We start from the raw sequence: 20,420 nt of genomic DNA, 5'->3' as shown, positions 1-20,420 counted from the left end.
AAAGTGTGACAACGAGCATTACCAAAAGGAAAAGTAAAAAATAGTTTTTATGCTTCTGCCGTTCTTTCATAACTAAAATAAATCAATAGAACAAAAAATAATACTGGCGAATAGGGAAAATAGATAAGAAATTGAATAAGAAAACATTTTTTTCTGTGAGCTGTGATTCTTGAACTTCATAACAGATACAGCGTACCAAATAAAAACGCAACCTTCAAAGGTTGCCATGCTTAGATAAAGTAAAGCCTTTTTCAAAAATAGAGCCGGAAGCAAGCTAGTTAGCACCAGCAAAACACTATAAATTAATATATATTTTCTTGTTTTTTCCGGACCATAAACAATATTGAACATTGGAATTGATGCCTTTGCATAGTCTTCAGACTTATTTAAAGATAGGGCCCAAAAGTGTGGTGGAGTCCACATAAAAATTACTAAAAATAAAATGAAACTTTCCCAACTTACAGAATTAGTCACAGCTGCCCAGCCAATCATTGGAGGGAAAGCACCTGCTGCACCACCGATAACGATATTCTGCGGAGTACGCCTTTTTAGCCAAATTGTATATATGAAAACGTAAAATAATATGCTAACAGCAAGCAAAGCAGCAGAAATATAGTTTACTGCTATTGCCATGATAAATACTGACAATATTCCAAGAGTTATACCAAATTCAAGCGCACTTTCTGCAGAAACTCTACCTGAGGGTATAGGGCGGTTTTTTGTCCTTTCCATGAGCAGATCTATGTCTCTGTCATACCACATATTTATAGCACCTGCAGATCCTGAGCCAAGAGCAACACATATAAGAGATATTAGTGCTAGAAAAGGGTGCATACTACCTGGTGCAGTAACCATACCAGCAACTGCAGTAAATACCACAAGATACATTATCCTTGGCTTCAGCAAACGCCAAAAATCCAGTATTGTTGATTCAACATTTAGCAAAACACTTGTGTACATTCTATTTTACCACTGGTGGTTTTTCGAAAGTATGAAAAGGCGGTGGTGAAGATACCGTCCATTCCAAGGTGTCACCTCCCCAAGGATTATCTCCAGCTTTCTTGCCCCATTTAAAAAGATGTATAACTATAAACACAAAAAACATAACTGAAACAAAGGACATATACGAACCAATTGAGGATATATAATTCCAAGGGATAAACGCATCAGGATAATCAGGTATACGCCTTGGCATACCAGCTAATCCTAAGAAATGTTGAGGTAAAAAAGTGATATTGGTGCTAATAAAAGTAAGCCAAAAGTGGATTTGACCTAAGCGCTCATTATATTGTTTACCCGACATTTTACCAATCCAATAATAAAAGCCAGCAAAAGCTCCAAATAATGCAGCAAGTGACATGACATAATGGAAGTGAGCAACAACATAATAGGTGTCGTGCAGGAGCTTATCTATTCCACCATGAGAAAGAATTATTCCCGTTATGCCACCGCCAACAAACATAAAAATAAAACCTAGTGCAAATAGCATAGGGGTTTTAAACTCAATTGCTCCGCCCCACATAGTTGCAATCCAGCTAAAGACTTTTACACCAGTTATAACACCGATAAAAATTGTGGTAGTGCTAAAAAATGCAGCAGCGTCAGCACTAAGCCCAACAGTGAACATATGGTGAGCCCAAACCATAAAGCCAAATACTGCTATACCTATCATTGCATAAACCATCCCTATGTAACCAAATACAGGTCTGTGAGAAAAAGTTGATACAACCTGACTTATGATGCCAAATGCAGGAAAAATAATTACGTAAACTTCTGGATGACCAAAAAACCAAAATAAATGTTGAAATAACACAGGGTCACCACCACCTGCAGGATCAAAAAAGGAAGTACCAATATTGCGATCAGTAAGAAGCATAGTTATAGCACCGGCAAGCACCGGTAAGGCAACAATCAACATAAATGCTGTTAGCAAGACAGACCAAACAAATAGTGGCATCTTAGTCAACGACATGCCTTTCGCACGCATGTTAAATATAGTAACTATAAAGTTGATCGCCCCAACAATTGACGACATACCAGCAACATGAAGTGCAAGTATAGCAATGTCAACTCCTGCACTTGGATGGGACATTACCTGTGATAAAGGTGGATATAAAGTCCAACCTGTACCTGGACCTTCACCAATAAACACTGAGAGAATGAGCAAAATAAAAGATGACACTAATAACCAAAAACTTAAATTATTCATACGAGGAAATGCCATATCTGGTGCGCCAATCATGAGAGGTACAAACCAGTTACCAAATCCTCCCATGAGGGCTGGCATTATCATAAAAAACACCATTATCAACGCATGCCCTGTAACCATTACGTTATATAATTGATAGTTATTGTTAAGTATATTAATGTGCATTAGCTGAGTGCGAATAATCACCGATAATAATCCACCAATAATTCCAGCTAATATGGAAAAAATAATGTACAGTGTCCCTATGTCTTTATGATTAGTGGAAAACAACCAACGCTTTATGCCCCTTGGTACGTCACTCATATCTATACTCCAAATTTAACTCACTAATTTTCTATTTTCAATCCACTTATTAAAATCTTCTTTGCTTACTGCTTCAACAACAATTGGCATAAATCCATGGCCTTGACCACACAATTCATAGCACTGCCCGTAATAAACACCAGACTTTTTGATATTAAACCACGCCTCATTCAGCCTACCTGGTATCGCATCAATTTTTACACCAAAAGCCGGTACTCCCCAGCTGTGTATCACATCTCCTGCTGTAACTTGTAAACGAACATTAGTATTAATGGGTAAAACGATGTTGTTATCAACAGAGAATAGCTTTAAATCTCCTTCGATAAAGTCTTCTTTTCCCTTAATATAACTATCAAATGACACACCTTGATATTCTGGATATTGGTAACTCCAATACCATTGATGGCCAATAACTTTCAGTGTTATATCAGCTTTCGGTATTTCTTCCTGTAGCTTCAGTAATTTAGCGTTTTCAAAGGCTAATATTCCAACAATGATAGTTGGTATAACAAACCAAATAATTTCTAAAGGAACACTATGGGTAGTTTTACTTATGTTTGTTACTTTGCTTTTACGAAAGCGAAACGCTATATAAGCAAGCAGCGCCCACACAAAAAGCATTATTGTAACCATCACAAGCATCACAAACGAATGTGACCTAACTACAGCCTCCATTACTTCAGTTGCAGGAGCAGGAAATCCAAATTGCCAGGAAGTAGGAGCAGAGGCAACAGATATATTTGAGTAAAATATTATCAATAGTGCAAATAACTTCACCATATCTTTTGTTTGTTTGCTATAAAACTAAGTGATATACTGTATAATAGTATATATAAACTTACTATGCAAATAGAGATTAGTGATGGTTAATAATTTTTTAGCATTCAACAAGTATAATAGTACAATACTAATTGAGGAAAAAAGCATTTACATAAATCTATTGTAAGTAAAAATATTATAATATTTTAAATTAAGTATTTACTTTAAGTAAATTCTATAATAAGTTTAATAGTGTCTGTTACTGCTAATAACCCTCTAGCCTCACACCTAAAAGCAGTAACAGACACTATTAAACTTTATGACAAGTTTATAATCTGTAAGATCAAAGTCTTACAAGTTTCTTTATTTCATTATACATTGCAGTTTGTTAATTAACTTTTAATGCCTATGGTGGCATTTACAGCTTGGACCAAAGGTTTATGTATTATAGAAAATAATTATAAAAAAAACACACTATTTGTATACCATACAAACTTTTTTTATTCTGCATAGCTGAGTTACTAGATTCTGTAAACGAAATCTTTAGAGAAGCCAAATGGGCAAAGTTTCATGAAGGTCTTTGGCATCTCTTAGCATAGATCCCTTACTTAACCATCATACCGCGATTCATTCGCAGTATCTCAAAGCATAGATCCCGCTAACACGTAGCGGGATGACGATTGTCAGGCTAGCTGTCATCCCAGTGCTTGACACTGGGATGACAAGGTATAAACCTTATCGTCATGCCGCCACAAACCGTCATACCGCGATTCATTCGCGGTATCTCTAGATCCCGCTAACAAGTAGCGGGATGACGATTGTCGTTTAGCCATAAACATTAAGAAATTTACCAAATAAAAAAAAAGGCAAAAGAAGCCCTGGGGTTATTATCCGCTTTAAAATATTGGCGTTTTTTATGTTTTAAACGCTTGACAAGCGAAATTCAGCTGCTTTTAATTGCAACTAACCTACGCTGCAAATGTTTAAGAAATTTACTAAGCAGAAAAAAAGACAAAGAATCCCCGAGTTAGCTAGTCTTTTACTATCTCTGTCGAGTATTGGCATTTTTTGATGTCTTGTAACGCTTTATAAGCGCGTTTCGGCTTATATAGGTAAAAACCCAGAAATTTTTAAGACATGCGATGCACGTAGTGCGAAAAATTAAACATGAGACGCCAAATACCCTAAGTTTGACTCGCGACATAATGTTGAACATTTTTTTTTGCATTTCCAGAGCAAGTTCTTGAAACCTAAACATTATATGTACATCATCATGATCAATTCTAATGCATCTAACTAATGCTATGATGACCTTACCCAGAAAAAGTGGAGAGAAAGTTTGGAATGTTTTTCACAAAGAGAATGATGCATCAAATTGTTCTGGAATGCAATAGTTAATAGTGACGTTGTTTGTTATAAAAAATTTCTATATATTCAAATATAGCAGTTTTGATATGCTGTTTAGAGTGCCGAGAGGTGTCTATTGGTAACTCCCTTTTTAGAGAACTGAAGAAGCTTTCCACAACAGAATTGTCGTAACAACAACCTTTATGACTCATCTATGTTTTTTATGGATAAGAGATATTGATAACCTTGCGAAGTATATTGTGAACCTTGATCACTATGTAATAGTAGATTTTTGGCAGGTTTACGCTTGTTAACGGCCATTAATAAAGAGTCCATAACCAATTGTTTATTTATTGAACTGCTCATTAACTACCATGCGTGAATATAGATCGATTATTGTTGCCAAATATAGCCATCCTTCTTTGGTTTTTATATAAGTAATCCCATACTTTATTTGGTTGATCGACAATAAAGTTTTGGTCTAATATATTGGGAGCTACTGTCCGTTTGTTGTTTCTTAATTTTAAATTTTCTTCTCAATATAGCCTGAATACCATTTTTCTGCATAATACTTTGCACTGTTTTTAAGTTGCAACTTTTACCCAAAGCCTTCAATTCAGCATGAATTTTAGGAGCTCCATATCTACATTTAGAAGCTTGATATATTTTTTGAATATCTGCTAATAACTCTTTATTTGCTGATTCTCTACTGCTTATTTTTCTTGTGGTCCACTTATAGTAGCCACTAGCAGAAAATCCTACATAATTCCTGTACTTTATAGCAGTTACTATATAAAAAAATATTTTACTCTTTTTGACTGGCCAGGGCTTTTTTTAAAATGTCTCTTTCTCTTGTTACTTTTGCTAACTCTTTCTGTAAATCAAATCTCTCTTTGTCATAAGGTGCTACATCTGGAAATGCATTTGCCGCTGACTTTTTTCGTTATATTTCTTCATCCATTTTCCTAATACACTATCCCTTATTCCTAGATCTCTTGCTACTTTTGCAACTGGTTGACCTACCTTTCTTTGTTCATTTGTCAGCTTAACAGCTTCCAATTTGAATTCTGCCGTATATTCTCTTGCCATTTCTAATCCTCCAAAATTTTATTTTACCCAAAAAAACTCCTTTCTTTCTCTCCACTTTTTCTGGTAAGGTCAATTCGGAACTCTATTTCTTTTTTACGATCTTTACTTTTATTCTTATTGTTCATATAATATACCCTTCACTAATAATAAATTATTTTTAAATGTTTACTGTTATTTTCTTAGCAGTATTGGCATAAAGCCATAGCTTTTGGGTGAAGTCAAATCAAATTTTCAATTTTTTTTTGTTTATTTTTTTATGAAAAGGTAGAAGATATTAATAGCTGCTAATTTCTTTAAACGATGTTGTCGTAGATTCGTATTTTTATACACCAAAAAGGGTATCTTTGATGTCTCCTACAGCTCCAAACTCATAGCATCCATTTGCCAGCCTTTTAAGGCGCTTTATAGAAGGGTTAATAAAAGATGTACAAAAGGACGTCTAAGGTGCGTAGTAGCATTCTAAAGCCATCTATGGGAGACATTTTTTTCATCAACGCATTCAAAACTTAAAAAAATAAAAAACTTGAACATTTCTTCAGAATTGTGTATAATTATTAATGCTTTTTGTGTGCCGTAGAGATACAAGGAATGTTCAGGAAAGAGCAAACTAAGTGCGAAAGCTGCACAATAGATGAGGGTGGACCCCTCGGAGCCGGTTTACAAGAGCAGGCTTCAAACAACCATAAGCTGCTTTGGTAAAGAGCCAAGGTAGTGAGCGTTATGGAAAAGGCGTAATTATGCGTCATGTGTGAAATAGAGAGATGAACGCAAGTGAACCACTGATTACACGTCGAAAGGTAATGCGATGATGTCAAAACCAGGGGAGAAAAAGTAACTTGGGATAAGCCTATCGGGAACTTGTCTACTGGGTAGGTGGCATCCGGCATATAGGTGGCATGAACCTATTTCAGGCTATTGTGTGGAACTACGGGAACCTGTCGTTTCGATGATAAGGGAGAAGTCCAAGGAGCTGAACTCTAAGGAAGAGAGTACTGATGCGAAAAACAGGGGCGGATTAGCTTGTAGTAGTGAAGAAGTTTTTGTAATGGAAATGGAGCGAAGGGGCTGAGTTATTTAGTTTTAATTATTTATCAACCGAAAGGGAAGAGTTAATGAATAAAACAAAATCTTTTGACATACCAAAGCAACTGATTTGGAAAGCTTATAAACAAGTATCCAAAAACAGAGGTGCGGCAGGTGTAGATGAGGTCTCGATAACAAAGTTTGAAGAAAATCTAAAAGATAATCTATACAAACTGTGGAATCGGATGTCATCCGGAAGTTATTTTCCAGAATCAGTAAAAGCTGTTGCGATACCAAAAGATACAGGAGGACAAAGAACTTTATGTGTTCCTTCAGTATTCGACAGGATAGGGCAAACAGCAGCTACTATGTATCTCGAACCGTTAGTAGAGCCGGAATTTCACGAAGATTCATATGGTTATAGACCAAACAAGTCTGCACTGGATGCGGTAAGTACAGCGTGTAAGAGATGTTGGAGAAGTGATTGGACGATAGATCTTGATATTTCTGGATTTTTCGACAATCTGGATCATGTGTTAGCACTGCAAACTATCAAGAAGCATACAGATTGCAAGTGGGTCATACTGTACGTGGAAAGGTGGATGAAAGCCCCGATTCAACTAGCAGATGGCAGTAAGGTAGTTAGGAATAAGGGAGTTCCACAAGGAGGTTCTGTAAGCCCAATCATTTCTAACATATTTATGCATCATGCATTTGATATGTGGATGAGGCAAAACTACCCAACAATACCGTTTGAGAGATATGTAGATGATGCAATGGTGCACTGTAAAACCCAGAAACAGGCAAAATTCATAAAAGACAAGATCGAAGAAAGATTGGCTGAGTTTAAGCTAAAATTACATCCTGAAAAGACACAAATAGTGTACTGTAAGGATGACAATAGGAGAGATGAGTTTCCAATACAGAGCTTTGACTTTCTGGGTTACACGTTCAGACCTAGACTGGCAAAGAACAATAAAATAGGAAACTATTTTGTCTCATTTCTACCTGCAATTAGCAACAAAGCCAAGAAGAAGATCAACCAAACCATAAGGTCATGGAAAATACGTAGGCAAACATATACAACACTAGAGAAAATATCAAAGAAAATAAATCCTATAGTCCGAGGCTGGTATCAGTACTATGGCAGGTTTTATAAATCAGAGATGTATCCATCTCTCAGAAATGTAGAGTGGCACCTAGTAGGATGGGTCAGAGCCAAATATAAGAAACTTCGAAATCATAGAAGACTAGCAAAGCAATTTCTAGCAAAAGTGAGAAAGAGGTCTCCAAATATTTTCTATCACTGGACACTAGGATTGGGATCAAAAGGCTGAATAACGGGAGCTGTATAAATTGAGAGGTTTACGTACAGTTCTGCGAGAGACTGGTGGGGAAGCTCCGCCGGTCTACTCTCCAGGTTGATTTCTTATGACTTTTTCTAAGTTTCTTGATCCCAAAAATGATATATCGTTCAAGCGTATCTTTGGTACTGAAAAAAATAAAGGCATCCTCATTCACTTCCTCAATGATATTCTTGGCTTTACTGGTAAAAATGAATAAAAGATATAGAGTTTTTAAGTACTATTCAAGACCCTGAAATTGCTTCTGATAAACAAAGCATTGTTGATGTTCTTTGCAGGGATTCTAGTGGGAACAGGTATATAATTGAGATGGTGCGACCTGAAAGTCTTCGGTCATATTGTTTAAAAGGAGAGGAATTCATTCAGAAAGAAACTGAAAGGATTCTAAAACTTATTAAACCAGATGTTTTGCCATCTGAGTCTACGCATCAGTGCGAATCGGGCAACCGGTTGGTGCCAAGCGATGCGGACAATGAACCTCCTCTTGAAAAAGAAGATGCTCAATCGTGAGAGAGGCATAAACTGCAAGCATCATGTGGTTGGAGGGCTAGGCTTAGTGGTATGGTGAACGTAAGTGAAGCTTTATAAGTACCGATACGATGAAAGAGCTAAAGATGCTGATAAGCTCTGACCAAAAGGTAATGTGGATAAGATACATTTTTCATCTCTGGATGTACGCAAATAACAATTCCACCGGTATAGAGAAGCCACCTAACCCACTGTTGTATGACTGGAGAAACAGGGTAAGCCTGTATTTTCGCCTACATGGCAAGCAAACCGCAAGGAATGCTGATGGAAGTGCAGGTAAAGGAGAATGGAGAAAGCGAATGCCATTTTGTAACGAAATGGATAGAATTTGTAACATTAATTCTCGTGAAAACGAGCAGACTTCCATTTGGTCCCTCGTGACAAGAAACTTTGTTAACCACTTAAGGTAGGAAAGCAGATGATTACAAGTAAACCTGTAAGTGCATCTACCGAAAGCTTTGAAGCATGGAAGCAATTGCCATGGAAGAAATGCCAGAAAGTTATTGTGAGGCTACAAAGACGTATTGTTAAGGCTGTCCAAGAAGGAAGATGGGGTAAGGTAAAAGCTTTACAACATCTTCTCACACGCTCTTTTAGCGGAAAAGCTTTGGCTGTTAAGAGAGTAACTGAAAACCAAGGAAAAACCACAGCAGGTGTAGATCGTCAACTATGGTCAACTTGCAATGCTAAATTTCAAGGAATAAAGCTGCTAAAACAAAGAGGATATAAACCTTCTCCGCTCAAACGAATTTATATCAGTAAATCTAATGGCAAAAGAAGGCCTCTTGGTATACCCACGATAAAAGATAGAGCGATGCAAGCATTGTATCTGCTCGCGTTGGAACCGGTAGCTGAAACAATCAGTGATCGTCACTCTTACGGCTTTAGACCTAAAAGATCCTGCGCAGACGCTACTGTGGCTTGCCACTTATTACTGGCAAGTCGTAATCAACTACAATGGATACTCGAAGGTGATATCAAAGGTTGTTTTGATAACATTAACCATGAATGGCTCATGAAGCATATTCCTATGGAGAAGAAAATTCTTCATAGATGGTTAAAAGCTGGTTTCCTAGAATCGAAAACTCTGTATCCCACAACTGCTGGCACTCCGCAAGGAAGTATAATTTCTCCAATACTAGCTAACTTTACCTTAGATGGTCTTGAACAGTTATTAGAAAGTCGCTTTGGTAAATTAGGTAGCAAAAGAAGAGGAAAAATCAGAAGTGGAGTGAATGTAATCAGGTACGCAGACGACTTTATTATTTCAGGTTTCACACATGAAGTACTGGAAAATGAAGTTAAGCCTTTAGTATCATCTTTTCTTCATGAGCGAGGTTTAATTCTATCAGAAGAGAAGACAAAGATTACATCTATCACAACAGGGTTTGACTTTCTTGGTTGTAATGTACGTAGATATAATAAGAAGTTAATTATTAAACCTTCGAAAGAAAGTATTAAAAGACTTCTGAATAAAGCACGTACATTGATAAAAGCAAATATAGCGAACACTCAGGCTATAGTAATTAAGTCACTCAATTCTCTACTGAGAGGATGGGGAAATTACTATCACCATGTGTGTGCTAAAAAAGCGTTTAGAAAGATCGACAATGAAATTTGGCATAGTTTATGGAAATGGGCAAAGAAAAGACATCCTCGTAAAGGATTACGTTGGATAAAGAATCGTTACTTCAAAGTAATGGGTCAACGCCAATGGGTTTTTGCTGCACCCATATGCAAGAACAAACCAAAAGAGATACGGTATTTAAGACTGCTTAAGCTGATTGATATACCTATCAGACGACATGTTAAAATCAGAGCGGATGCAAATCCCCTTGACTTAAAATGGAAAAAGTATTTTGATGAGAGAGTAAAACGAACAAGAATGTTGGCAAGCTCCTTTTCAAGAGAAGGTTCTCTACTATTAGTGTCACCACTAAAGTTGATGTATTCTGAGGATTTATGAAAGACAAGCCGGTTCGACAAAAGAAGAACTTAGATAAGGGGCTCAAGCGTAGTGTGGGGAAACCTGCATGCTGCGTTTCTAAGGGAGGGAGTAGTAGTAATACTGCTTCCTTACCTGACCAGCTCGCTAAAACTAAAGATACCGTCTCGTTAGTCAACAAAAAAATTATAAAAATTGTCTCATTGCTTAAGCTGTATTGTAAAACTAAAAAATACTTTCAATTCACATCCTGTATAGCAGTATACAAGTTAGTGTATATGTTGATAAGTAAATTAGTTTTATGCATACAGGACAGCAGAAATTTACTTATCAACATATACACTAACCAATTATATTCAATAAATTTGTGTAAGATACCATTTTACATAAGATAGAATGGTAGCATTTTTTGATTTTAAATTACTAAACCTTCACTAGCCCTGTAGTTTTTGATATGTTCAGGATTAAAAGCACTTTTGGATCTCAGAATACCGAAAATGATATGGAGTAGCTTACGCATTGCAGCACCAACGATGGCCATATTATGCTTACCCTTTTCCTTTAACCTTTGGCAAAAACTCATAACGATAGGATTGTGATTCTTAGCTACTATTGCAGGAAAGAAAAGTGCCTTACATAATGTTCGCGAACCAACTTTACTTAATCTGGGCTTGGCATATACAGATGAACCTGACGTTATATTTCGTGGTATAGCTCCAGCATATGCTGCCAATTGCCTGGCATTTCTAAAAGCTCTTATGTTAGGAACTTCAGCTAAAATAGCTATTGCTGATTCCTCTCCTATGCCTGGAATAGTTAATAAAAGTTGAAAGTTTTCTAACAACTCTTTGTGTTGTTTTAGTAGTTCATGTATGGAATTTTTTATTGTTTCTATTTTTTGTTCTATGTTCATTGCAAGGTCTCCCCAAGCATTTACAACTGCTTTAGGCAGTCTCTCTTTTCTTTCTAAGTGGTTATTTAGAGGTTGTCCGGAAATAAGTAAAAGGCTATAATATCTGAAATTTTAGTACGGGGTAAAGATGAGAAAAAAGTATCCAACAGATCTAAGCGAAAGGGAATGGGCAAGAATAGAAAAACACTTCAGAGTATCATACAAGAAAGGAGGAAGGCCGCCAAAGTATAGCAAAAGAGAAATATTAGAAGCAATTTTCTATGTATTGCGTACAGGGTGTCAATGGCGGTATTTACCAAATGATTTTCCGCTATGGAAGACTGTGTATGAGCAGTTCAGGCAATGGAAGAAGCAGGGAATTTTTGAGAAAATGAATTATGAAATTACAAAATATAGTAGAAGAAAAATAGGAAGGAATGAGCAGCCGAGTGCCTGTATAGTAGATAGTCAATCTGTAAAGACTACAGAAAAGGGGGGATCAAAGGCTATGATGGAAGTAAAAAAGTAAAGGGTAGAAAAAGGCATATAATTACAGACACTCAGGGTTTTATACTAGGTTGTTACGTAGGCGCTGCTAACGAAAATGATAGAGATGGTATTAAAATAGCATTAAACAATATGAGAACAAAATATACTAAAGTTAAAAAAATGTGGGCTGACATGGGATACCAAGGAAGAAATTTAAAGAATCACATAAAGGAAGAATATGACATAGATATTGAAATTGTTAAAAGGCCTCCATGTAGATTTTGGGTGCACAAAGATACGCCACCTGAGCTACTACCAACAAGAGAACAAGGGTTTAAAGTACAGCCAAGAAGATGGGTTGTAGAAAGGACTTTTGCTTGGGTTAATAGGAATAGAAGGCTATCGAAGGAGTATGATTTACTCACAACATCCACTGAGAATTTCATATACCTAGCTATGAGTAGGGTTATGTTAAAGAGGGAATATGCTTGAATTTACTAGTTTCCGGACAACCTCTAACATTGGAAAAAATATGGGTAAAGAACTACGAGATGACACGTTAAAAGCCAAGTTGTCACCTTCTGTTAGAAAATGCGTAAAAAAATTAGAATTTAACAAACAAGAAGGGGTAAATAAGATTGTAGACTCTATCTTGCACAGCTTTAATAGCAAGAATAATAATAATAACGACTCAGGAGAATTGCTTAAAGAAATTGTTACAGGAAAATTAACAGAGGCTAAAATGAAATGTTTTTCAAATAAGATTCAAGAGTTACAACTGGCATTAAGCATAAGAGATAAATTTTTATCTCCAGATCAGGGAATGTGTAATCAAACTCAAGGAGGAGTAAACGAATATCAATTAACAGAAAAAGCTAAAAAAGAACATATACCTAATTCCTCTATGAGTTCCCCTAATATTGCAAGCATACATTCATTGAACAGTCAGAAAGCAGTTAGAATAGGCTCTTAGCATAAAGCACCAGCTCCTCTTTTGTTAAAGTGTAGGAGCTATCTTCCCAATGTTGTTTTAGCAATTCCAAGTTTCTACCTAAACTTTTTCCTGGCTGGTGACCTATACTTATTAAATCATCGCCAGATAAAGGAAATTTTGGAATATTGAATGTATCAGCAAATGAAATGTATTTGTCAATATTTTCTCCAGACTCAACACCACAAATTTTTATTAAATCACAATATAATTCTCTACCAAATAAAGATATGTATTTTTTTTGCTCTTTTTCTGAGAGTTCTGTTTTGATATCGTTGGATAATAAAAATAACAGCTTTTTCTTTTGCTTGTTTGAAAGACGTAGAAACTTACTTACATATTCTCCAAGACTTAGCCTGTCATTTTTGGTGGTCCTAAGGAGTAACGCTAATTTTACTAGTGCATCAGTGCCGAAAAGAAGTGACGAAGACAGAATTTCGCATTTTACTTCTTTTGGGATAATCTTTTGCAAAACATCAGATTCTTGCATGCTCTTAAGTGTTGGAAAAGGATCATTGCACTCCAGCAATTTAAGTATTTCATCTCTTATTCTCTCTCCAGAGAGGTTTTGAATCATATGCGAATGCTTTTTGCATACGTTTAGTATTTCATCACTCAAATCTCCGACACATATTTTTGCATGAAAACGAAATGCTCTTAAAATACGTAGATAGTCTTCTTTAATTCTATCTTCAGCGTTGCCTATAAAGTTTAACCTTCGCGCTTTTAAGTCCTCTATACCACCAAAGTAGTCATATATATGGCCATGCTTATCTGCATACAGAGCATTAAATGTAAAGTCGCGCCTTGAAGCATCCGCTTGCCAATTATTGGTAAATTCTACTTTTGCATGCCTACCATCACATTTCACATCATGCCTTAGTGTTGTGATCTCAAAAGATCTTTGATTTAGAACCGCAGTGATAGTTCCATGTTTTAAGCCAGTTGGAATAGTTTTAATATTACGGAGTTTTAGCGCTTTAATCGTTTGATTGGGAAGCAAATTAGTAGCTAAATCGATGTCGTGGACATCACGCTGCAAAATTGAGTCTCTCACACACCCGCCGACAAGCCTAGCCTCACCACCAAATTCCTCTATGGCATCAATAATTAAACTAGTCTCATGGTCAACTTGCATTTAGGTTAGTACGTACTGCAAGTTCATATTATATGAAATGCTTGCAAAAGCCCTATATAAAAATATACAGGGCTATTAAGATTTTACAAGTTGTGGTGCTCGTTGTTGATGAAATGGTTCTGCCATCGATTCCTTACCACATCTTAGTAAACTTGAAGGGTTTTGCTGCTCTATGCGCTGCTTTATATCACTAACGCACTGCTCTACAACATCACCAATTTTTCCATCAGCATTTTCTGCCAATAACTTATCAAATCCCTTTTCAACCTCTGCTCTCTCAGAGATATCCTTTGAAAGGTTACAATATTCTAAGATCTCGTCTAGCTGCAGTTTTTTTGCTAATAGGAAATCTTCTTGTTCTTGCTCTTGTTTAAGTTTGGTTTCCTCTTGCAGTTGTTTTGCTAAACTTTTATTTCTATCAAGCAATGGTTCGAAATGCAATCCGCCTTTGTTTATTACATGCACAATACTACTATCATCATAATCAACTTTATTGTATTCACCTGCACTTTTTGAACCTGAATTGTCTATTAATTCATGCAAAGACAGATCTTGGTTATCAACAGTCTGGTTCTCTATAACATGTAGCTTTACCTTATACTTTTCACAAAGTATTCTGCCTTCAACGTCAGGATCACCCCACCTACTGTTACGCATAATGTCTGCTGTATAATCATCTACAGTTTCACTACGGTGCTGGCCATTGTTATCATGACTATTGACAATTGCATTTGTAAACCACTTTGGTGGATTCTTTTGCGCAAATTCTTTACAGTCTTCTCGTAACTGCTCAACAGTAACTTCTATCCCCTTCTGCTGTTCTAGACCTTGTCTGAATGAGTCAAAAAAGCAGCTTCCATTACCAATTGCTTGTCCTACATGGAAATTATCAGGGTAAGAACTACTACTTAAAGAAGTTACTTCACTCTCAACATCAAGGAAATCACTTGGTAGTTTCCGTTCCTCAGCTGTAGTCATAGTTTTTACCTTAATTTAAGCTATATGTTACTATACCAACAAAATTATTAATAAGCAACTAATTAAGTATAGCAGAAATTTTTAAATTATGCAATAGTTATAACTTTAAATAGCAAATATGAGCTTTAACTGTGGTATAGTTGGGTTACCAAACATAGGAAAATCAATCTTATTTAATGCGCTTACAGAGTCAAGTGCAGCCGAAGCTGCAAATTATCCTTTTTGCACAATCGAGCCAAATATAGGCAAGATTTCGATAAAAGATCAACGTTTGAAACAAATCGCAGCAATTGCAGGCTCAGAGAAGGTAATCTACAACCAATTAGAAGTTGTAGATATTGCAGGTCTGGTAAAGGGTGCGAGTAAAGGTGAAGGGCTCGGCAATAAATTTTTAAGCCATATCAGAGAAGTTGATGCCATCGTTCATCTGCTCAGGTGCTTTACGGATGACGATATCAGCCATGTACACAGTAAAATAGATCCAATATCAGATGCTGAAGTGGTAGAAATGGAATTAATCCTAGCTGATATTGATAGCATAGAAAAAAGGCTTCCTCAATTGGAAAAGAAAGCAAAGCAAGGTGATAAAGAGCTAAAGAGACAACTTGAATTAATGCAAGAGGTACTGGCTACTTTAAAATCAGGTAGACCTGCAAGAAGTTTGGAGAATATCGATGGAGATGAGATGAAGTTGCTTCAATTGCTGACAACAAAGCCCGTTATGTACGTTTGCAATGTTGAAGATACAAATGTTATAACTGGCAATGAATTATCTAAAAAGGTAGAGAGAATGGCAGAGGAAAATAAAAGCAAATTTTATTGCATTTCAGCAAAACTCGAAGCAGATATTGCAAATCTTGATAGTGAAGAGGAAAAACAGAGTTTTTTATCAGAATTTGGCTTACAAGAATCAGGGCTTGATGGAGTAGCGCGTATTATGTATGAAGTGCTGAGTATGATAACTTTCTTTACTGTAGGGCCAAAAGAAGCACGAGCTTGGCCAGTAAAAATAGGGTCAACAGCCGATAAAGCAGCAGGTGTAATCCACACTGATTTTGAGAAAGGCTTTATAAAAGCAGAAACGATAGGCTTTGCAGACTACATAAAGTATGGAAGTGAACCGGCTTGTAAAGACGCAGGAAAAATTCGCTTTGAAGGCAGAGATTACATCGTGCAAGATGGTGATATAATGCACTTTAGGTTTAATGTGTAGCTTTCTGGGGAGCAGTCCTACGTCATACCGCGATTCATTCGCGGTATCTCTGAGCATAGATCCCGCTAACAAGTAGCGGGATGACGGTTGTCAGGGTGTCATGCAAGTAGCTGACACTGGTTCCTTTATGACGGTGTCATTCCAGTCTGGAATCCAGCTTTTAATACAACCCCTCACCAAAAATATTGTGTTTTAACATAAGGTTAGCTACTTTTATACTCACCAACTTAATCTCTAATCAAAATTCCTGGATCCAAGTAGTCAGGGCACTGGGATGACATCCTCCCTAGCGGATTCAAATCACAATGTTCGTACATGACCACTTTGCTTCAATATTTGCGATGCCCCTGAACAGATACAAAAAATCTATTGTTTTTTTATAAATTAAATCCTAAGGCATTTTTTACTGTAGATTAATCATTTGATTATAGTATCATTTTAATTAAGCTTATGCTTGGGATATTTATGAAGAATATTTTATATTTTATATTATTAGCTGTCGTATTCGGATCACCCATCCTGTTTGCCGTAGAGCAGCTTGAAGAAAAGAAAATTGAATCAGTTCATAAAAACGAAAATGTAGGTGTAAGGAAGCAAGATAGCACAAATCAAAAAGATGAGTTGAAAAGCAACGTCGATGCTAAACAAACACAAGAGGCTGAGAGCAAAAGATTAGACGGCACTACCGATAAAGAGAAACTGCAACACAAAGAGAACAAAGCTTTCGTGGTTGAAAAAACTATAAGTGAAGGTGAAAGGATTGATAAAGATTTGCCAAATGACCAGCTAGAAGGAAGCACAGACAAATTTGCTCAAAATTTACCAAATGTGGCCAATAAAGAAGTGAATAAAGATTTGAAACCAGAGCCTTTGCCTTTAAGTGCTGATTTAAATGAGAATACAGCTAACCCGCAAAAAAATCTACAAGCTGATCAGAAGATTGATATAAAAGATAATGAACTTTCAAAAAGTGATGCGAGTCAATTATTAGAGGGAAAAAAAGAAAAAGTAGAGAATCAGTTTGAAGAAAAAAAAGTGAAAGAAACAAACAGTAATTCCAAGGACCGCAATAGAGTAAAACCTATAACTAAAAAAGATGAAGAAGAGCAAAGTGAAAAGAAAAGTTTACAAAAATGGACAAAGCTAAACAGAGAACCAATAAAAGAATGGGGTCATAAAGACATACAAAGCAAGTCAATATATAAACGACAATATGATAGCCTTAATGAGCATCTTCCTACAACTGTGTTTATTGATGATTACAGTAAGCAATTTTTTTACTGCATTAAGAAGAACAACTTAACTTGCTTAAGAGGAGTAATAAGTAAGCTAGAAAAAATTGGATTAACAATTCAAGAGATACTAAGGTTTAGAAATAAATTGGGTGATACTCCTCTCATTTATTCAGTTAAACAAGGTGAGGTAGACATAGTGCGCTTTCTCTTATTACAAGGTGCTGATCTTAGAGTAGTTAACAATAATTTTCAATCCCCAATTGATATAGCAATCGAAAAAAAGCAGATCAATATAATAAATGCGATTGCCGAAATGATGCCACATCTTTTGGAGGATAGAAAAATAGACAATAAAGAAAGCTCAGCAATGTACGATTGGGCTGTGAAAACGAAAGAAATACAGTGCGATAAGCAAGATGATTAGATTTTTGATATTAATTTTAGTTGGTCATTTATGTTATGGAAACGAAATAAATGATGAAAAAAATCAGATTAGTGATTTTTTAAATGCTCTGCGTGATGCAAAATACGTATCTTACAGTAAAAAAGACTTTGCTGAATTTTTGGTGCAGTGCCACAAAGAGGGCGTGCCAGAAGATTTTAAGAAAGGTTTTGGTTCTAACTTAAATGGAGCTAATTTTAACCAACTGTACCTAAGTAAATCTGTTTTTGATGGAGTAAGTCTGATTGGTGCTGATTTTTCTAACACCGATTTATCCGACGTGTCTTTCATTGATGTTGATTTACGTGGTGCTAATTTCTCCAATGCTAATTTACATGGCATTAAAATAAAAGGTACAAATTTGAGTTTTACAAAATTTGTTTCTGCAAACTTAACAGATATCGTATTTGATCAGTCTAATGTTAGTTATGCTGATTTTATCAGTTCCGATCTCAAAAAAGTAAGTATGCACAACGTAATTGGTTTGCATACTAATTTCTCGAATGTGAAAATGAATTTCTCCAACTTATCAAACTCGAATGTTAGCCACGTAAATTTTAGTGATAGTGAAATAAACGATACTGTTATGCAGAAAAACAACCTTGATAATGCAAGTTTCTTTGGAGTGGATGCATATAAATTAAAGATACAATTTTCTTCATTAAAAAATGCTAACATATATGGTGCAGAGTTAAAAGAATCAGACTTTACAGGTAGCAATCTTTCCGATGCCTGCCTTAATTCTTCTATCATAATTAACAGTAACTTCGACGAGGCTAATTTAAGCAACACACAAATTTCCTATGTGAATGACGATAATTCAAGTTTTGTTCAATCTATACTAAATGGTTCCAAGATAAAACATGCATATGTTTCTGAAGCAAATCTTCATGATGCTGATTTATCCAATATTGATTTTAGTTTTAGTGAACTGCATCAAGTTAATGTCTCTAATGCTGACATTCGTCACGGAAAGTTTCATAATACTAAAGTTGCAAATTCTAACATGAATGGCTCATTTTTTGACCATTCACTGTTCACCTCTGCGAAGATAGAAGATTCAGACCTTTCTACAACTTCAATGTATAAGATAAAAATCCAAGACTCTCAAGTTTATAACAGTACACTTTCTCGCCATAATATTGATTCCAGTGAAATAGAAAATTCAACATTCTTTAATTTATTAGCTGATAATTCGAGTTGGTCCAATTTAAAAGTAACTAATTCAAATTTTATTGAAAGCGATTTCAGATCTTCTTTGCTTCACGCTAATGCCTTTAGGAAAACTAGTTTTTTTCTTAGCAATTTGAGTAATTCAACAATTAGTGATATGTCTTTTCTCTCTTCAAGCATATATAAAAGTTCAGTTGTTGATGCTCACTTAACAGGTTGCAAATTTGATAATTCAATTTTGATTGACAATAAAGGACAGAAAAAACTTGCAGGTTCAGAAAATGCTATAACTTCGATTAAAGATTTGCAAGAGAAAATATCACAGGGTGAAAAATTTAATGTAAATTATTCTTACTTTGAATTTAAGAATATGAATTTAGAAAATGCCGATTTTTCTAATTCAACATTGAGTAGAGCAAAGTTTGTAAACGTTAATTTGAATAAGGCAAATTTTGAAAAAACCGATTTGCGCTATACTGTCTTTGATAATTCTTCTCTTATTGGCACCAACTTATCAAATTCTAATTTAGAAGGTTCTAGCTTTTTAAACTCTGATCCAAAAAGCACCATGTTAAAAAATGCAAAGAAAAATGACCGTAAAAAGTGAGGGCGTATTATTGGTTCTATCCTCCCCTTCTGGAGCTGGAAAAACTACTATATCAGCAAAATTACTTGAGCAATCAACTAATTTAGTTAGGTCTGTTTCTATGACTACACGCAAGCCTCGCCCCGGCGAAATAAATGGAAAAGACTATTTTTTCGTTACCGAAGAAAAATTTCACGAGTTATGCAAAGCTGGCCAAATGCTTGAATACGCCAAAGTTTTTGAGAATTTTTATGGTATACCAAGAAATTTTATAGAGCAAAACTTAAGCAATGGAATAAGCGTTTTACTCAGCATAGACTGGCAAGGAGCATTTCACTTATTCAAGCTCATGAGAAAAAAAGTTGTAAGTATTTTTATACTTCCCCCTTCAATGGAAGAGCTTAGGTTGCGTTTGCAAAAGCGTAATAGTGATGATGCAAGCGAAATAGAGCGCAGATTAGCCGAAGCTCAAAAAGAGATAAGCAAACGTGATAAATATGATTATGTAATAATCAATGATGATATTGATAAAAGTGTAGAAGAGATAAGCTCCATACTAAATAAAGAAAGACTTAAAAAATCAGAAGAAAAACCAAGCCTGGAAGACTGATAAAAACATCAATTTGGATATTTGCAGCTATAGTTTCTTATCCTATTTTAGCCAATAGCACATTTCACAGTTTAGCTATATTTATTATTTTTTAAGATTAAATGGT

The 20,420-nt window shown here is 35.6% G+C and carries 18 protein-coding genes and 3 pseudogenes; 11 read left to right on the top strand and 10 right to left on the bottom strand.

The genetic code is table 11. The features are described 5' to 3' along the window. Window positions 1-72: 72 nt before the first annotated feature. From AAGD62_RS03540 to AAGD62_RS03525, 7 genes are all read right to left on the bottom strand, one after another. Window positions 73-960: a heme o synthase gene (locus AAGD62_RS03540; RefSeq protein WP_155968887.1), complete on the bottom strand. Its 888-nt coding sequence runs from the start codon at window positions 958-960 to the stop codon at window positions 73-75. Window position 961: 1 nt separating this feature from the next. Then, window positions 962-2,512, bottom strand: a complete 1,551-nt coding sequence (gene ctaD, locus AAGD62_RS03535) for a cytochrome c oxidase subunit I (RefSeq protein WP_213863580.1) — start codon at window positions 2,510-2,512, stop codon at window positions 962-964. A 15-nt stretch (window positions 2,513-2,527) separates the two neighbouring features. Then, window positions 2,528-3,292, bottom strand: coding sequence for a cytochrome c oxidase subunit II (coxB, locus tag AAGD62_RS03530; protein ID WP_012673173.1), 765 nt, complete (start codon window positions 3,290-3,292; stop codon window positions 2,528-2,530). Between the two features lie 1,373 nt (window positions 3,293-4,665). Next, window positions 4,666-4,830, bottom strand: a complete 165-nt coding sequence (locus AAGD62_RS06880) for an IS3 family transposase (RefSeq protein ID WP_081600772.1) — start codon at window positions 4,828-4,830, stop codon at window positions 4,666-4,668. After that, window positions 4,820-4,939 (bottom strand): hypothetical protein, encoded by a 120-nt coding sequence (locus tag AAGD62_RS06875; RefSeq protein WP_394356550.1) that lies wholly within the window; start codon window positions 4,937-4,939, stop codon window positions 4,820-4,822. The genes AAGD62_RS06880 and AAGD62_RS06875 overlap by 11 nt, the downstream gene beginning before the upstream one ends. Before the next feature lie 129 nt (window positions 4,940-5,068). Continuing rightward, complete coding sequence (locus tag AAGD62_RS06870) at window positions 5,069-5,284, bottom strand: IS3 family transposase (RefSeq protein WP_245836010.1); 216 nt, start codon at window positions 5,282-5,284, stop codon at window positions 5,069-5,071. A gap of 240 nt (window positions 5,285-5,524) precedes the next feature. Next, window positions 5,525-5,707 (bottom strand): transposase, encoded by a 183-nt coding sequence (locus tag AAGD62_RS03525; RefSeq protein ID WP_265031869.1) that lies wholly within the window; start codon window positions 5,705-5,707, stop codon window positions 5,525-5,527. Between the two features lie 1,112 nt (window positions 5,708-6,819). On the opposite strand from AAGD62_RS03525, the gene ltrA (AAGD62_RS03520) reads away from it, so the two are divergent. From ltrA (AAGD62_RS03520) to AAGD62_RS03500, 5 genes and pseudogenes are all read left to right on the top strand, one after another. Continuing rightward, window positions 6,820-8,067, top strand: coding sequence for a group II intron reverse transcriptase/maturase (gene ltrA / locus AAGD62_RS03520; RefSeq protein ID WP_155968744.1), 1,248 nt, complete (start codon window positions 6,820-6,822; stop codon window positions 8,065-8,067). Between the two features lie 130 nt (window positions 8,068-8,197). Beyond that, window positions 8,198-8,406: pseudogene (locus tag AAGD62_RS03515) on the top strand (PD-(D/E)XK nuclease family transposase); the annotation flags it as partial. Beyond that, window positions 8,404-8,604 (top strand): hypothetical protein, encoded by a 201-nt coding sequence (locus AAGD62_RS03510; RefSeq protein WP_012481961.1) that lies wholly within the window; start codon window positions 8,404-8,406, stop codon window positions 8,602-8,604. The pseudogene AAGD62_RS03515 and the gene AAGD62_RS03510, both read left to right, overlap by 3 nt. Window positions 8,605-9,040: 436 nt before the next feature. Next, complete coding sequence (ltrA, locus tag AAGD62_RS03505; protein ID WP_155968541.1) at window positions 9,041-10,588, top strand: group II intron reverse transcriptase/maturase; 1,548 nt, start codon at window positions 9,041-9,043, stop codon at window positions 10,586-10,588. Next, a pseudogene (locus tag AAGD62_RS03500) lies at window positions 10,585-10,725 on the top strand (transposase); the annotation flags it as partial. The gene ltrA (AAGD62_RS03505) and the pseudogene AAGD62_RS03500, both read left to right, overlap by 4 nt. Before the next feature lie 257 nt (window positions 10,726-10,982). On the opposite strand, the pseudogene AAGD62_RS03495 reads toward AAGD62_RS03500, so the two are convergent. Beyond that, window positions 10,983-11,546, bottom strand: a pseudogene (locus AAGD62_RS03495) (transposase); the annotation flags it as partial. Between the two features lie 61 nt (window positions 11,547-11,607). On the opposite strand from AAGD62_RS03495, the gene AAGD62_RS03490 reads away from it, so the two are divergent. Next, window positions 11,608-12,440, top strand: a protein-coding gene (locus AAGD62_RS03490) for an IS5-like element ISWpi1 family transposase (protein WP_094189578.1) whose coding sequence is annotated in 2 segments (ribosomal slippage) — window positions 11,608-11,977 and window positions 11,977-12,440 — 834 coding nt in all. Because the reading frame shifts where the segments join, the coding sequence is not laid out codon by codon here. Next, the gene (locus tag AAGD62_RS03485) at window positions 12,433-12,921 is read left to right on the top strand and encodes a hypothetical protein (protein WP_155968418.1); all 489 of its coding nucleotides are present in this window, start codon (window positions 12,433-12,435) and stop codon (window positions 12,919-12,921) included. The genes AAGD62_RS03490 and AAGD62_RS03485 overlap by 8 nt, the downstream gene beginning before the upstream one ends. Here AAGD62_RS03485 and AAGD62_RS03480 read toward each other — a convergent pair. Further along, complete coding sequence (locus tag AAGD62_RS03480; protein ID WP_155968416.1) at window positions 12,905-14,077, bottom strand: CCA tRNA nucleotidyltransferase; 1,173 nt, start codon at window positions 14,075-14,077, stop codon at window positions 12,905-12,907. The genes AAGD62_RS03485 and AAGD62_RS03480 overlap by 17 nt on opposite strands. A gap of 75 nt (window positions 14,078-14,152) precedes the next feature. Then, complete coding sequence (locus AAGD62_RS03475; protein ID WP_155968414.1) at window positions 14,153-15,055, bottom strand: hypothetical protein; 903 nt, start codon at window positions 15,053-15,055, stop codon at window positions 14,153-14,155. A 118-nt stretch (window positions 15,056-15,173) separates the two neighbouring features. Between AAGD62_RS03475 and ychF the strand changes: the two genes are divergently transcribed. The 4 genes from ychF to gmk all read left to right on the top strand — a co-directional run bounded on the left by ychF (window position 15,174) and on the right by gmk (window position 20,314). Then, the gene (gene ychF, locus AAGD62_RS03470) at window positions 15,174-16,268 is read left to right on the top strand and encodes a redox-regulated ATPase YchF (RefSeq protein ID WP_341812676.1); all 1,095 of its coding nucleotides are present in this window, start codon (window positions 15,174-15,176) and stop codon (window positions 16,266-16,268) included. A gap of 465 nt (window positions 16,269-16,733) precedes the next feature. After that, window positions 16,734-17,927 carry an ankyrin repeat domain-containing protein gene (locus tag AAGD62_RS03465; protein ID WP_341812675.1) on the top strand — a complete coding sequence of 398 codons (1,194 nt, stop codon included), beginning with the start codon at window positions 16,734-16,736 and terminating at the stop codon, window positions 17,925-17,927. Then, the gene (locus AAGD62_RS03460; protein WP_155968408.1) at window positions 17,920-19,725 is read left to right on the top strand and encodes a pentapeptide repeat-containing protein; all 1,806 of its coding nucleotides are present in this window, start codon (window positions 17,920-17,922) and stop codon (window positions 19,723-19,725) included. The genes AAGD62_RS03465 and AAGD62_RS03460 overlap by 8 nt, the downstream gene beginning before the upstream one ends. Then, entirely contained in the window at window positions 19,709-20,314 is a 606-nt protein-coding gene (gene gmk / locus AAGD62_RS03455; RefSeq protein WP_155968406.1) for a guanylate kinase, read from the top strand. The genes AAGD62_RS03460 and gmk overlap by 17 nt, the downstream gene beginning before the upstream one ends. The last annotated feature ends 106 nt before the right edge of the window (window positions 20,315-20,420 follow it).

It is taken from the genome of Wolbachia endosymbiont (group A) of Eristalinus aeneus (assembly GCF_964026915.1).
Classification (GTDB): domain Bacteria; phylum Pseudomonadota; class Alphaproteobacteria; order Rickettsiales; family Anaplasmataceae; genus Wolbachia; species Wolbachia pipientis.
The sequence above is the reverse complement of the archived record's forward strand: the minus strand, read 5'-3'. Positions and strand labels throughout refer to the sequence as shown.

Excerpts from the sequence above, each read along its gene's own strand:
- AAGD62_RS03540 (WP_155968887.1), bottom strand. The coding sequence starts at position 960 with ATGTACACAAGTGTTTTGCTAAATGTTGAATCAACAATACTGGATTTT.
- ctaD (WP_213863580.1), bottom strand. The coding sequence starts at position 2,512 with ATGAGTGACGTACCAAGGGGCATAAAGCGTTGGTTGTTTTCCACTAAT.
- coxB (WP_012673173.1), bottom strand. The coding sequence starts at position 3,292 with ATGGTGAAGTTATTTGCACTATTGATAATATTTTACTCAAATATATCT.
- AAGD62_RS06880 (WP_081600772.1), bottom strand. The coding sequence starts at position 4,830 with ATGAGTCATAAAGGTTGTTGTTACGACAATTCTGTTGTGGAAAGCTTC.
- AAGD62_RS06875 (WP_394356550.1), bottom strand. The coding sequence starts at position 4,939 with ATGGCCGTTAACAAGCGTAAACCTGCCAAAAATCTACTATTACATAGT.
- AAGD62_RS03525 (WP_265031869.1), bottom strand. The coding sequence starts at position 5,707 with ATGGCAAGAGAATATACGGCAGAATTCAAATTGGAAGCTGTTAAGCTG.
- ltrA (WP_155968744.1), top strand. The coding sequence starts at position 6,820 with ATGAATAAAACAAAATCTTTTGACATACCAAAGCAACTGATTTGGAAA.
- AAGD62_RS03510 (WP_012481961.1), top strand. The coding sequence starts at position 8,404 with ATGGTGCGACCTGAAAGTCTTCGGTCATATTGTTTAAAAGGAGAGGAA.
- ltrA (WP_155968541.1), top strand. The coding sequence starts at position 9,041 with ATGATTACAAGTAAACCTGTAAGTGCATCTACCGAAAGCTTTGAAGCA.
- AAGD62_RS03485 (WP_155968418.1), top strand. The coding sequence starts at position 12,433 with ATGCTTGAATTTACTAGTTTCCGGACAACCTCTAACATTGGAAAAAAT.
- AAGD62_RS03480 (WP_155968416.1), bottom strand. The coding sequence starts at position 14,077 with ATGCAAGTTGACCATGAGACTAGTTTAATTATTGATGCCATAGAGGAA.
- AAGD62_RS03475 (WP_155968414.1), bottom strand. The coding sequence starts at position 15,055 with ATGACTACAGCTGAGGAACGGAAACTACCAAGTGATTTCCTTGATGTT.
- ychF (WP_341812676.1), top strand. The coding sequence starts at position 15,174 with ATGAGCTTTAACTGTGGTATAGTTGGGTTACCAAACATAGGAAAATCA.
- AAGD62_RS03465 (WP_341812675.1), top strand. The coding sequence starts at position 16,734 with ATGAAGAATATTTTATATTTTATATTATTAGCTGTCGTATTCGGATCA.
- AAGD62_RS03460 (WP_155968408.1), top strand. The coding sequence starts at position 17,920 with ATGATTAGATTTTTGATATTAATTTTAGTTGGTCATTTATGTTATGGA.
- gmk (WP_155968406.1), top strand. The coding sequence starts at position 19,709 with ATGACCGTAAAAAGTGAGGGCGTATTATTGGTTCTATCCTCCCCTTCT.